Annotated in this window: 9 protein-coding genes; 4 read left to right on the plus strand and 5 right to left on the minus strand. The window is 54.5% G+C overall.

The window, feature by feature from the left end; translation table 11 throughout:
- Positions 1-181 precede the first annotated feature (181 nt).
- From R3C20_05260 to R3C20_05270, 3 genes are all read left to right on the plus strand, one after another.
- Positions 182-790 carry a hypothetical protein gene (locus R3C20_05260; protein MEZ6039892.1) on the plus strand — a complete coding sequence of 203 codons (609 nt, stop codon included), beginning with the start codon at positions 182-184 and terminating at the stop codon, positions 788-790.
- 245 nt (positions 791-1,035) lie between these two features.
- Positions 1,036-2,337 (plus strand): nickel pincer cofactor biosynthesis protein LarC, encoded by a 1,302-nt coding sequence (larC, locus tag R3C20_05265; GenBank protein MEZ6039893.1) that lies wholly within the window; start codon positions 1,036-1,038, stop codon positions 2,335-2,337.
- A 525-nt stretch (positions 2,338-2,862) separates the two neighbouring features.
- On the plus strand, positions 2,863-5,142 hold the full coding sequence (locus R3C20_05270; protein MEZ6039894.1) for a peroxidase family protein: 2,280 nt from the start codon (positions 2,863-2,865) through the stop codon (positions 5,140-5,142).
- Positions 5,143-5,275: 133 nt separating this feature from the next.
- On the opposite strand, the gene R3C20_05275 is transcribed toward R3C20_05270, so the two are convergent.
- Both R3C20_05275 and R3C20_05280 read right to left on the minus strand, forming a co-directional pair.
- Positions 5,276-5,794: a hypothetical protein gene (locus tag R3C20_05275; protein ID MEZ6039895.1), complete on the minus strand. Its 519-nt coding sequence runs from the start codon at positions 5,792-5,794 to the stop codon at positions 5,276-5,278.
- 186 nt (positions 5,795-5,980) lie between these two features.
- Positions 5,981-6,535 carry a hypothetical protein gene (locus tag R3C20_05280; protein MEZ6039896.1) on the minus strand — a complete coding sequence of 185 codons (555 nt, stop codon included), beginning with the start codon at positions 6,533-6,535 and terminating at the stop codon, positions 5,981-5,983.
- 1,186 nt (positions 6,536-7,721) lie between these two features.
- Here R3C20_05280 and R3C20_05285 point away from each other — a divergent pair.
- Positions 7,722-9,233 (plus strand): FAD-dependent oxidoreductase, encoded by a 1,512-nt coding sequence (locus R3C20_05285; GenBank protein MEZ6039897.1) that lies wholly within the window; start codon positions 7,722-7,724, stop codon positions 9,231-9,233.
- 161 nt (positions 9,234-9,394) lie between these two features.
- On the opposite strand, the gene R3C20_05290 is transcribed toward R3C20_05285, so the two are convergent.
- The 3 genes from R3C20_05290 to R3C20_05300 form a co-directional block, all read right to left on the minus strand.
- Positions 9,395-10,798, minus strand: a complete 1,404-nt coding sequence (locus R3C20_05290) for a hypothetical protein (protein ID MEZ6039898.1) — start codon at positions 10,796-10,798, stop codon at positions 9,395-9,397.
- A gap of 417 nt (positions 10,799-11,215) precedes the next feature.
- Complete coding sequence (locus tag R3C20_05295) at positions 11,216-11,698, minus strand: carboxypeptidase-like regulatory domain-containing protein (protein ID MEZ6039899.1); 483 nt, start codon at positions 11,696-11,698, stop codon at positions 11,216-11,218.
- 94 nt (positions 11,699-11,792) lie between these two features.
- Positions 11,793-12,761 (minus strand): DUF1559 domain-containing protein, encoded by a 969-nt coding sequence (locus R3C20_05300; GenBank protein MEZ6039900.1) that lies wholly within the window; start codon positions 12,759-12,761, stop codon positions 11,793-11,795.
- Between the last annotated feature and the right edge of the window lie 196 nt (positions 12,762-12,957).

Genomic DNA, 12,957 nt, shown 5'->3' on the forward strand with positions numbered 1-12,957 from the left:
CACAGCAGACAGCTGCAGCGTGGATTCATCGAGGGTGGATCCGGCAAGAGATGAGTCTCAGCCGCTGGATTGTTCGTAGCTCTGGAAGTTGCCTGTGCCGGGCAGTGGAAAAAGTTGCGATCAGGCAAATGCTGAACGCTGTGCAAGGGTATGCGACTTCAAACAGGAACGAGCAAAGACGATGTCAATCGAACGTGCGGAACGACTGAAGAAAGAACTGACCGACAAGTGGGTTGTCGTGGCAGACGGTGTTCCTGAATTGAAGCGATTTGCAAAGTTCACCGGTCAGGTGAAGACCGTCAATATGAACTGCCGAGCTCTGGTGCAGTTCGATGGTCCGGTCGATATCGGCTGGTACGACATCGACCCAGGTTTTCTGACAGTCGTGGACGGGCCTCGACCAAAGGCCGCCCCTGCAAAGGTGGAAAAGCCCGAAAAAGCCCCGTCAGCTCCAAAAGCAGCACCCGCTGCTGGTGGCGGTTCTCCGCTGGATAAGATCCGCGCAGCCGGTGGGGCTGCGAAACCCTCTGGTGGCGGTAGTCCGCTGGACAAGATTCGAGCCGCTGGTGGTGCAGGGGCTGCCGCTGCTCCAAAGGCAACAGGCGGCTCTCCACTGGATAAGATTCGAGCCGCTGGTGCGGCCGGTGCTTCAGCAGCAGAGCCGGCCGCCACACAAGAGCAGTCACCAGCTCCAGCTCCCCCTGCCGCAGCAAAGCCTTCTGCGCCGGCCGCCGGTGGCTCACCACTGGATCGTATTCGAGCGATGGGTGCTGCAAAGAAGGACGATTGACCGTTGTGCTGCTGGGACCGTGATTCTGAGCTGTCGAAGAGTTCTGATGTTCCATCCTGTGTGAGTAACGGCTGTGCAGGCCACCTCGTGCTGAGCCGTGCGCAATGAGTCTTCGGTCCTGCTGAAGCCCTGAATACAAAAACGCCGGGCTGGTAATCGCGTGTTGCAGCGCGAGCATTGATCTTCTTTGACCGAGTTTGATCTTCCAGCAGAAACTGGTCTTTCAGCATAAAAGGGTGAACCTCATGCGGACGGCATGGATTGAATGCGCGACAGGCATCAGTGGTGACATGACGCTGGCAGCGTTAATCGACGCAGGAGTTGATGCAGGAGCAATCGCGTCGGCAATCGATTCTCTGGGGCTGCCAGACGTCCGGTTGCGAATCGAAACTGTCATCAAGAACGGTTTCCGCGCGAAACAGGTGTTCGTCGAACACCCGGAACAGCACTCCCATCGCAACTATTCTATCATTCGCGACTTAATCATCAGGGCAGGCGGGCTGAGCGATCGTCAGAAGCACCTCGCGTTGCAAATGTTTCTGTCAGTTGCCCAGGCGGAAGCCCATGTCCATGGAAGCACGGTTGAGGCGGTTCATTTCCACGAAGTGGGTGCGATTGATTCAATCGTCGATATCGTTGGCGTTGCTGTTGGATTTGATTTGCTCGGGGTTGATCGCATCGTCTGCAACCCGGTACCAACCGGGCGTGGCTTTGTTCGAATTGATCACGGAGTGTGTCCGATTCCAACGCCAGGCACGGTGGAGATTCTGAAAGGTATTCCGCTGGCCGACATCCCGATCAATGCCGAACTGACGACGCCGACCGGTGCAGCGATTGTGCGAGTGTTGGCAGATACTTTCGGTCCGCTGCCAGCGATGACCATTGAACAGGTCGGATCGGGCGCGGGTTCAATGACGTTTCCAAACCGCGCGAATGTTCTGAGAATCTTTGTCGGCACTCTGGTGTCTGATCCCAATCGGGACGTGGTTACGCTTCTGGAATCAAATCTGGATGATGTTTCAGCAGAAGTCATTGGATACACTCGCGAGCGTCTGGAAGTCTCAGGTGCGCTGGATGTGTTCACTACTTCGGTGCAGATGAAGAAGAACCGCCCGGGCGTCCTGGTCAGTGTGTTGTGCAAACCAGAACGAGCAGACCAATTGTCACAGATTCTGTTCAAAGAAACCGGAACGCTGGGAATACGCCGCACTCAGGTTGAACGTGCGGTCCAATCTCGGGAGCTGACGACGGTGCCGACAATCTGGGGACAGATCGCCGGAAAGCTCGCGTGGCATGGGGGCGGAGAGAAGCGTTTTGTCCCGGAATTCGAATCGTGCGCCTCCGCCGCTCGTCACCACAATGTTTCGTTACGTGATGTCTACCGACTTGCTGAATTTGCGTTTGCTGCGAGCGTAGCGAGCAGCCACGATCACAGCCACGATCACAGCCACGATCACAGCCACGATCACAGCCACGATCACAGCCACGATCACAGCCACGACGACGATACCCACCCGGGCAGAAGCGGTTCGCAACAGAACAACTGACTCGAAAGTCCGGCCTCATTCAAAAGCGAAGATGCTGCCCCGCACAGGTATCACCGGATTTCATCAGCGCGAACGATTCCGCTGCGAATCATCCCGTCCCCGCTTTGACAAACTGACCTGACCGGATCACATTGACTTCACATGCCTGTTGCCCGGCGAGAAGCATTTGCGGCCGGGCAATGTGCGGTCTTCATCCAGTCTTCAGATTGGCTTAATGTTCTCTTCAGGTAAGGACCTGATTTTAAAAGATTCTGCAAAAACAAGGCTTCCGGTGCAGGAACTTGCGATGCAAATTCGTTTCTCGACTCAGGCCTGCCTGCGAAGTCTTTTTCGCTTGTAATGCGGTGATTTATTTCCGTTGCTTAAGCGATGGTGTCGTCGCGGGCATGGCAAAACAGCAGGCATTTGACTTCGCCACGCTCACACGCAGTGGCGGATGCAATGCTCCAGGATCATGCGACATCCCTTCTGGCTTTGACTGCCTGACCATTCCCGTCTGATTCCTTTCTGATCGAGGAGTTCCCAATGGCTATTTCCTGGTTTCGCTCTGCGCGCCGTCAACGTTCCTCAAGCCCCTGGCAAGCAGTGATTCGTCAATGCGAAAATGTTGAAGAACGACTATTGTTATCTGCTGCCTCCGTAGATGGATCGGGCAACAATCTCACGAATCCGGAATGGGGAAGTGCTGGAGAAGATCTCCTTCGGATTGCTGATGCTCAATACCTGGACGGCATTGCAGAAGTCGCCGGGGCAAATCGCCCCAGTGCGCGTGCGATCAGCAACGACATCTCAGACTCCGGGGGGAATGACATCATCAGTCAGCGATTGCTGTCTGCGATGATCTACGCATGGGGCCAGTTTCTGGACCATGATATTACCCTGACGAAAACCGGAGACGGTGAAACCACGACAATTGAAATCCCTGAAGGGGATCCCTGGTTTGACCCGCAATTCACAGGAACTCAATCGATTACAATGCTGCGATCCGCCTTTAACCCTTTGACCGGTGACGACGTCGTGAATCCGCGACAGCAGTTCAATTCGATTTCTGCGTTCATTGATGGTTCGATGATTTATGGATCAGACCCGCAGACGGCGGGTTCTTTGAGAACATACGAAAACGGTCTGCTGAAAACGAGCGGTGACAATTTGTTACCGACCAATAGCGTGGAAGTATTCCCGGAGGGCCCCCTGCCGATGGACAACGCGAATCCATTTGTCAGTTCGGAGCAGTTATTTGCTGCCGGCGACGCCCGGGCAAATGAAAACATCGAATTAATCGCCCTTCAGACATTGTTTGTTCGGGAACATAACTACCAGGCAGGTCAGATCGCGCAGAAGGCGCCGTCACTTTCAGATGAAGAGATTTACCAACAGGCCAGATCCATCGTCATTGGAGAGATTCAGGCGATTACGTACAACGAATGGCTGCCCTCCCTTCTTGGTCCCGGGGCAATGACCCGGTACGACGGATACGATCCTCTGGTCAATCCAGGAATCAGCAACGAATTTGCAACCGCTGCGTTTCGTTTCGGTCACAGTCAGCTGGGCGATGATATTGAATTCCTGGATAACGACGGAATGGAATCCCGGGAAGCGGTTTCGTTGAGCCACGCGTTCTTTAACCCTGATCTGATACGCGAGACCGGGATCGATCCGGTATTGAAGTATCTGGCATCGGATCCGTCCGGTGAAGTGGATACTGAAATCGTTGACAGCGTGCGCAACTTTCTGTTTGGCCCTCCAGGTGCCGGCGGTCTGGACCTGGCCGCATTGAATATTCAGCGAGGCCGTGACCACGGTTTGGCTGATTACAATTCTGTACGCGAGGCCGTTGGCTTGCCACGTGTTCAGTCATTCTCCGAAATTACTTCTGACATCGGCCTTCAGCAGAAGCTCGAAAACCTTTACGGTGATGTCGACAACGTTGACCTCTGGGTTGGCGGACTCGCGGAAGACCATATCAGCGGCAGTAGCCTTGGCGAAACGTTTCAGACAATCATTGTCGATCAGTTTGAACGGCTGAGAGCGGGAGACCGACACTGGTACCAGAACCAGTTTTCAGGGCGTCTGCTGAACCAGATCAATCGAACATCGCTGTCCGAGATCATTGAACGCAATACGCAACTGACCAATCTGCAGAACAACACGTTCTTCTTCCGCGCTTCTATTTCTGGAACCGTTGCGCACGCAGGTAACGCCGGCGGCAGAAAAGTGCTGAATGAACGACCAGTCGCATCAGCAATTGTTCAGCTTATCAATGCAGAAAGTGGCGAGCTCACAGCATCGACCGTGACGAACAGGAATGGTCAGTATCGCTTCGCAGTGGAAGATGGTCTGAGGACCGGCGAATACCAAATCGTTATCGTTGACGACGATGGCACTGTCCTTACAGAGAGTAGGGTCATCTCGATTCAGAGTGGTGAAGACTTTGAACGTGCGAATCTGACGATTCGCTCTGCTCACCCGGTCAACCATCCGCACCCCGCGAATCAGCCACGCTCCGGTCGGCAACGTGGATCTGCGTCAGGGGCGAATCCTGCACAAACGCCGTTGGCCAGGGGATCGAAGGCCATGAAATCAGACTCGTCTGAAGCTGGTCCTGCTGATCGAAACAAAGTGTGTGAGAGCACTTTAGACACGAATCACACCATGCAGTCAGCAAAGAATCGAAGTGTCGTCGCACAGTCAGCTGATTTGCGCGTCATGTTGTCTGAAGAGAATTCTGCAGGCAGGAGTCCGTCAGGAGGGCTGGAATTGCTGGACCAGGTTTTTGGTCAGGGCTTACCCGACCTGCTGGCATAGACGTGTTGAAGCATGGCTGAATCGATATGAAGAATCCCGATTTCAGAAAGCGCCTCAACCACACTCAAGTTCACTCAACTGTTCGGAGGATGACCATGCCGGATGTAGCTCGATTCAGCTGTGACACAATGAACTATAAGTCACCTGTAATGTACGGATACCTGCGAGAATGGCGAAGAGCGAGCCAGAACACAAGTATTGATAACAGTCCGGACACAAGCAACTGAATCAGTCGTTCTGTGATCCTGACGAGAGCTTCTCCCCCGGCAATCACGGCCGCTCCGGCGTTGAAGCCGATATCTTCTCCTGAACGAACGTTCGCATCCCAGCGAAAACCCGGGCTCAGACGTTTGAGCTTATGGATCTCTGACTCAACCGCAAGGAATGTTGCCTTGTCCTCGACGTCAAACTGAATCAGTACACGGTCTGGCATTTCGTTGTCGCGCATCATGGACACGGAATGCACGCCGGGGCGTGCTTGAATTTCCGCCAGCCAGACGGTGTGCTCCCCAATAAACTCTGACACACGCAGGTTGCTTGCCACATACGTTGCCGCATCCCACACGAAGAAGACGACCGCCCATGTGAGCGGAATGGTGGCAATAAGGACCGCCGGTCGGTTGTCATCATACAATTTGCGAAGACGTCCCATGGGTCATCCGGAAAATCACGCCGAAAACTGTTGCGAGGATGAGGCTGGCAGTAGCAATCCGTCGGACCAATGTGAGACCTCAACTCTTATCGCAGAACGTTTCGAATAAACAGGGCAGCGACGGGTGATGCCGTATTCAGATCTGGTGAGATTCGCTGCTTCGGTTTATGCGGTTGTTAAGTCGCCTCAATCATCGGGATGAAGGTTCACAACGCAGGACGGCAGGGCCGCCTTCAAGCGAGTGGTGCCCGCTGGTGAAACAAGAGTATCCTGAATCCAGAGTTGTTTAAGATGAGTTGCGGAATAAAGCTGAGAGATACCTGTATCGTCGAGCTGCGTCTGCGCGAGAAACAGCCATTCAACGCGATCCAGCCAATGCAGATTCGAGAACGAATGCCCATTGATCGACGTCCCATCAAGGTCCAGGCACCAAAGGCAATGCAGCGAGTTCAAATGGTGCAATGACGTCTCGCTGATGCTTGTGCCATTGAGTCCGAGTACTTCGATCCTTTGGAGGCGGCCGATTGCTGGCACCGAACAGTCGGTGACGAGCGTGTTGCCGAGTTCCAGTACTTCAAGCGACTGGAGAGCGGACAAAGCGACCATGCCGGAGTCGGAAACGCGTGTGTTTGACAGATCGAGTTCGGTGATCGGCCCGATATCTGACAGGAGTCGAACGGTCTCGTCTGTTGCTTCTGTGCGGTAGAGGTCAATCTTCCATGCGTCAGCGTCGAGGTCCATCGCAAACGTGGCTCCGAGCGACTGCAACGCGTGCCGCGCCGCGAACGCTGTGCGATCTGGCGGTGGGTACGGCCACAATAAGCTGCCGCATTGTGGGCAAGTTGCGTCACCGAAATTCGATATCAGGAGCGGCGCGGAGTGGCCGCAAACATGGCACCGTCGTTTCGGGCTGTCGGGCTCCAGTGATGTCGACTTCATGCATGCGAAATCAACGTGCAAACCAGTTGATGCAATCGGATTTTGTGAATGAGAAGTTCAATGTTGAGTCAAGCATGTGCCGTCTGCACTTGCGTGGCAATGCCACGCCAAACGGATTGGCTCATGTGTTTGATGTCGATCATCTTTTAAACCGCCTGACTCTTTATCAGCGCAGTGAATCGCGTGATAACCTGAAATTGGCGGTACGAAAAACCGTTTTACGGTCATCTGGGAATATCACGCGCACTTCGAGGATATCGCGATATTGATACCGACATCCTGGCGGTCACGGTAATGCCCTGGAGTACGTGCGTCAAGGAGTTCTGCATCGGAGTGGGGAAGTCAATGCAGCGATTTGCGAACGTTGTGAGATCTGCTGAGCTTTCGGCAAGTGACGTGACCTGGTTTCCCCGTTCGCTGGAGCGGAATGCCTGAAGAATTTGAATCAAGCCAGAAGAAATCGTCGCCAGAGAATCCGCGGCATATTTTCCGCAAGGCGCGGTTGCCTCGGACTCTGAGTCGTCGGCGATAGTGGAAGTCACAGACGACAGAATGCTTGTTGGAAAAATCGACGCAGTGAGCCTCCCTTGCTGCAGGATACACAAAAGCTGATCCGAGCTCGTCACGATGCAGCTCGCACGGAACCAACCTATACGGGGCTTGTCGATTCGCGGCGTTCGTGGCAGCTGGGAGAAGATTGCGGCGACTTCCCGCGCGGGCACATCTATCGCAAATCCAGTTTCCCACACGCCTGTGACAGCCGTGTTGATTCGGAAAGTGATCTGTGTAGACTCAGCGGTATCAGAACAGCCTTTTCCTGTGGCGTCTGGCTTGTTCCGTCGCTGCGGTTGGCTCGTCATTGATCTGCGTGAAGAGCGGTTAGCAGCCTGTTAGAAAATGGGACTGGCTCGACAGGAGACTTCAAAACACGACGGTTTCAGCCGTTCAGCGTGCCTGTCCGAATTTTTTAACGGACTGTTCGGCGTTGGTGGCAGTTGAACGCGTTGCTGCGGGCAGCATTTTTTCCGAAGAGCGATCCGGCATCTTTATCATGAACAATTACAATTCTTCACGGCGTCAGTTTCTGCGAACCACGGCAGGTGGGCTGATCGTTTCCGCATCACTGGCTTCGCCGGATACCAGAGCGGCCGATGAAGCTCAGGCAACTCGCGTGAAGAATCCTGTCAGCGGGGATGTTCTGCAGACAAGAGGACAGTTGTCTGCTGATGGAACTCAGCTGCTTGAACAGCAACGGGCCATCCCGGTGGCCGGTCGGTCGGATGTGCTGGTGTGCGGGGGCGGCCCGGCGGGAATTGCAGCGGCACTGGCGGCGGCTCGATCAGGTGCTTCGGTGCAGCTGATTGAAGTGGCCGGGTGTCTGGGGGGCGTCTGGACGGCCGGACTGTTAACGAAGATTCTGGATGCGGAAAACAAATCGGGAATCATGGCAGAATTGCTTCAGGCGTTTGCTGATCGAGGCAGTTCTGTGGCCATTCAGACGCACGGAACCGTTTATGATCCGGAAATTGCCAAGCTGGTGCTGGAGGAACTGTGTGTCGCCGCCGGAGTGAAAATTCGACTGCATACTCGTCTGGTCGGAACAGTCACTGATGACCGGAATCGAGTCGTTGCTGTGTTGACGGAATCCAAATCCGGACGGGAAGCGTGGCGAGCTGACCGATTTGTGGACTGCAGTGGAGATGGCGATCTGGCTGCACATGCGGGCTGTCGTTTCGATGTTGGTATCGGAATCGATTGTGAGTGTCAGCCGATGTCGATGCTGGCACTGCTGACAGGTGTCGATCCGGATACCATCCGACCGTTCATTCGCGAATCCGGAGGTGCCGCGAAGTCGCGTCTGTTGAAGCTGATGGAAGACAACGGTGTGACGCCGTCTTATCGGGCTCCCACGCTGAGGCATCTTCATAGCGGCATCTACTCACTGATGACCAATCACGAATATGGTGTGTCCGCTTTTGACGCGAATGCCATTACGGAAGCGACCATTCGCGCCAGACGAGAGATCCACGAGATTGTTCAGGGGCTGCGGAAGCTGGGAGAACCATGGACGAACCTTGCTGTAGTCGCGACGGCCGAACAGATTGGAGTTCGTGAAGGGCGTCGCATCAAGGGACGCTATGAAATCACAGCGAAAGACCTGGCTGACGGACTGCAGCATCCGCAGGCCGTGTGCCGAGCGAAGTTTCCTATCGACGTGCACGCGCTGAGCGGTCATGGCAATATGGAGATTGACAGGGATTTCAAGAAAGGTGGTCTCAAACCCTACGATATTCCGTACCCGGCGCTCGTGGCGGCCGATGTCGATGGATTGCTGATGGCCGGCCGATGTATCAGCGGCGATTTCATTGCCCATTCCAGTTACCGCGTCACTGGAAATTCCGTGCCGATGGGAGAAGCCGCCGGGCTGGCTGCAGCAGTGTCCATCAAAAAGAACGTCATGCCCCATGAACTCGACTGGCAGCAAATCAAGCCATCCTGATCAGGAAGATGAGGCCTAACCTGTCCGTTGAAAAACCGGGACAGGCACGCAGGGCGACTGGAAACCGTCGTGCTTGAAGGTCTTCCGCTTGAGCCGGTCCCATTTTCAAAAGGCTGCAACGCAACGGAACCAAAGGGTTAACCTTTGGGGCGGCCGGTTTCTTATTCGGCCCCTGGAAGTGATTTGGATATTTTTCGGAAGTTGCCGCCGGTGTCAACAGCCACCAGCATCAGCGTGGACGCTTCACTTTTCAGCTCTCGCTTTGAGATTCGGAAGTGGACTTTCTCTTCGGCCTTTGTGAGCTGTTGAGCGTCGAGCATGATCAGGCCGTCTTCGGCAGATTCATCCACCACACAGGCAAATGCCAGTCCCTTGTCGTCCCTGATGTCCATCGATACGAGAATCTTATCTCGATTGACAGAGAGTGTTGATTCCATCTCTGGCTGCATATTGTCTGTGCGATCCACCTGCGGATTCAAAAACCGAGACGTCATCAGTAACCAGGTGTTTTCCCGAGAGAACTCTGCCTGTTTGCGCGGATTTCGCTGAAGTCCAACGTTCCAGCGAATGTCCCGAAACCCCCCGCCCATGATGTTGGTTTCCCTGCTTCGATGATGCCAGCACCCGAACAGGTGTCCCAGTTCGTGAACGATGGCACCATAGGCTTCTTCCATAAACTCACCTTTTGCGGCATTGGGTGTTGCCACGCCATAGGTGCTTCGGCCGACAACGGGAGTTCGATCGAAAAACTGTTGCCGCAGTGCATCGGGACTTCCTGCGCAGAACTCATCCTGCAGCATCCACGCGGTTACCACAACACGACCACCAAGAGGAGGCTTTGCAACGGCGACGTTGGTGACTCCGGGGAAAACTTTTTGGGATGGCCCGGTCTCCCAGGTTTCCGAAAAGATTACCACTGCATATCGGCGAGTATCTCCCATCCGGGCTTCGACAGCTTCGGCAACGAATTTCGCATGGTTGGGGGAGTCCTTCCGGGGCAGCTCACTGTAGTCCCGGGCATTTTTTTCTCCCCGAATCAGACGGACTGTCAGCCTTCCGTTGGCGTCTCGTTCAAACGCTGGCCCGTCTGTCGCTGCCCCCGCTGCCCTGAGCGCATTCGTGAACAATTCCAGGGCCAGTTCCATGGTCGCCTGAATTCGCTGTTCGTATCCGGGGATCGGCTCGCGATCCTTTGGCACGAAGTAGACGAGTCGGACCTTGTACTCCGACGAGTCTGGTGCGGTCGGAGCAATCCATTGACCGTCAGCGAACTTGCTGAAGTTTCCCCTACTATTCTTCTGGACCGTACCGCGATCAGCAAACAGTCTGTGAACGTTATTCGTTTCCAGATTGCGAACTGCAACGAACTCGTCAGTTCGCTCAACCTCCACGCATGCCGTTCTGCTTCCATTCGGAAAAAACAGAATCCACTGTCCATCGCCTGCGTTAACGAATTGCCGTTCACCGAATTGTGTCTGGAATACCCATTCCACCCGGTCGTCGGCAGCGCGTCCAGGTGAAGCCAACAGCAAGACAACAGCCCCCAGGAAAAACCTGAACATCATTGAAACTCCGCCCATGTTCCCCTGAAACCTGAAACCCGCACAGGGTGATCTGCACGATACCCGAGGTCGCGAGAAAAACAAAATGGTCTCAGAAGTTATGGGCGTTTCAGCCTTTTCGACCTGCAGATTCAAGGGGCGGTTCCGCAGGACTGCTGCGGGAACTGTTCATAACCTGCTGCAGTAAACAAGGCAGTGGCAAAACGCAGACAGGACCGTGCCCTGCGGGTATGGCGAGAGGATGCGGGCAACGCCATCCATCCAGATGGATTCATGAAAATGCAGCGTGGCCCCGGTTGCTTACAACCGGGGCCACTTAGCTTACCCATGTTTGCGACACCCATGTTTGCGACACCCATGTTCGCGCCGGCCGCGGCTTCATCCACTGAACCAGAATCAACATGCCAGTTGTGGCTGACACTATGGTTTGAGATCAAAATCGAAAGTGTTCTCACCGGGCTGAACTGTCACGGTGAGTTCGGACTGGATGTTGTAGCGGGCGGGGATCACGAACGTTTTGGACCTTGTCGGTGACTGTACAAGTTCATCACCTTCCAGTTCGGAATCGTCTTCGGCTTCCTCAGACCCTTCGCTTGCTCCGATCTCAACCCGATTCGGTCCGATTTTGCAGCCGAGAGTGTCCCGAATATAGGTCAATTGGTATCGACCGGATTCATCGGTTTTACCCATTGCTGGTCGACCATCTTCCGGTACAAATGTTACGGCAACACCCGGCAAAGGTTGACCACCAGCAGTGATGGTGCCTGACACCAGCCCCAGTTCCGGTTGGTCGCTTGCTGACTGACATCCGGCCGGGATGCAAAGTAGGGCGATGGTGAACAGGGTCGGCAAGACGACCCACGGCAAATTTGGAGATCGGTGGCGGGAGATATGTTCTGTCATCATGTTTATTCGGGATTTTGCAAAGAGACCCACAAACGCAGAATTCGCTTTTGTGGGCCGGTGATTGAATTTTGAACGGGACAGTGGCGTCGATCTAGAAATCGCCCACGACTTCACCGCCAGCCCTGGTGCTGATGCCCTGATAGATTGTCATGCTGATGTTTTCAGAAAGGAATCGAACGCTGCCGTCACCCATTAGGAACTGTGCCCCGCCAACGTGATGACTGCCAGCCGCTTCTTCGGTGTACTGGTTGATTGGGTCGTTGCCTTCGGCTGCAATCAGATATTCCGACATCTCTGTTGGGGGATTGCTGTCCGCGCCTCCGGAAAAGCAGTGCTTACGATCACTTCCGGCTCCGCCAAGCATATTGGCGTCACCGCCCGAATCGATGACTTCGCTGATGAAGATCGTGCTTGACAGCCCGTCCAGTACATCGCGAAAACGCACGCTGCTGCTGATGTAGAAAACGCCATTTGCGTTCATACATCCACCAGGCGAACGCATTCCAGCGGCAGTTGTGACCGAACCGCCGTAACAGTCGTCTCCGTTATAGCCAATCAGCGTCCCCATGTTTGCGTTATAATTTGATGGCGAATATCCACCTTTCTGTGGGCCCTGAGTGGAATCTGGTTGAGATGGACACCAAAAGATCGACATCACAGTTGCACCTGCGAGCATCTGCTTGGCACTTGTCGTGCCGCCAAGTTCGGAACCCAGCCCGCCATCGTTGGGCCCCTGGATTTGTTCATACATATTTGCCTGGTCGATAAACGGCAGGATGCTCGCATGCCATGTCCATCCGTGGCCATTGTAGGTCGTTCCGGCTGCGTTCAGGAGCACGATGCTTCCCGACGGAAGACATCGATGCACATCATGGTAGTTGTGCAGCGCCAGACCAATCTGCTTCAGGTTGTTCTTGCATTGTGTCCGACGCGCTGCTTCACGAGCTTGCTGCACGGCTGGCAGCAGCAGCGCTATCAGAATGGCAATGATGGCAATTACGACAAGTAGCTCGATTAGTGTGAATCCTCGTCGACGATTGAACAGAGATAAAGTCCTCAATTTCTCTGCAAATCCGCGCTGGACACATTGTCCATCGCAAGTACCCTGGCAGGCGAAAATGACCAGGACAGAAAGCCTCAGTGGCTTGTCCCTGATCGTCATATTTTCGCCCGACTCGGGGCGGAAATTTTAAGGCCCAATCGAGAAGAGTGTGTGAATGAAGAAGCATCCGACTGTTAATTTGATGTGAAGTGGA

It is taken from the genome of Planctomycetaceae bacterium, assembly GCA_041398825.1.
GTDB lineage: Bacteria > Planctomycetota > Planctomycetia > Planctomycetales > Planctomycetaceae > F1-80-MAGs062.

Coding starts and splice junctions, on each gene's coding strand:
- R3C20_05275 (MEZ6039895.1), bottom strand. CDS start 5,794: ATGGGACGTCTTCGCAAATTGTATGATGACAACCGACCGGCGGTCCTT.
- larC (MEZ6039893.1), top strand. CDS start 1,036: ATGCGGACGGCATGGATTGAATGCGCGACAGGCATCAGTGGTGACATG.
- R3C20_05295 (MEZ6039899.1), bottom strand. CDS start 11,698: ATGACAGAACATATCTCCCGCCACCGATCTCCAAATTTGCCGTGGGTC.
- R3C20_05270 (MEZ6039894.1), top strand. CDS start 2,863: ATGGCTATTTCCTGGTTTCGCTCTGCGCGCCGTCAACGTTCCTCAAGC.
- R3C20_05260 (MEZ6039892.1), top strand. CDS start 182: ATGTCAATCGAACGTGCGGAACGACTGAAGAAAGAACTGACCGACAAG.
- R3C20_05280 (MEZ6039896.1), bottom strand. CDS start 6,535: ATGGACCTCGACGCTGACGCATGGAAGATTGACCTCTACCGCACAGAA.
- R3C20_05290 (MEZ6039898.1), bottom strand. CDS start 10,798: ATGATGTTCAGGTTTTTCCTGGGGGCTGTTGTCTTGCTGTTGGCTTCA.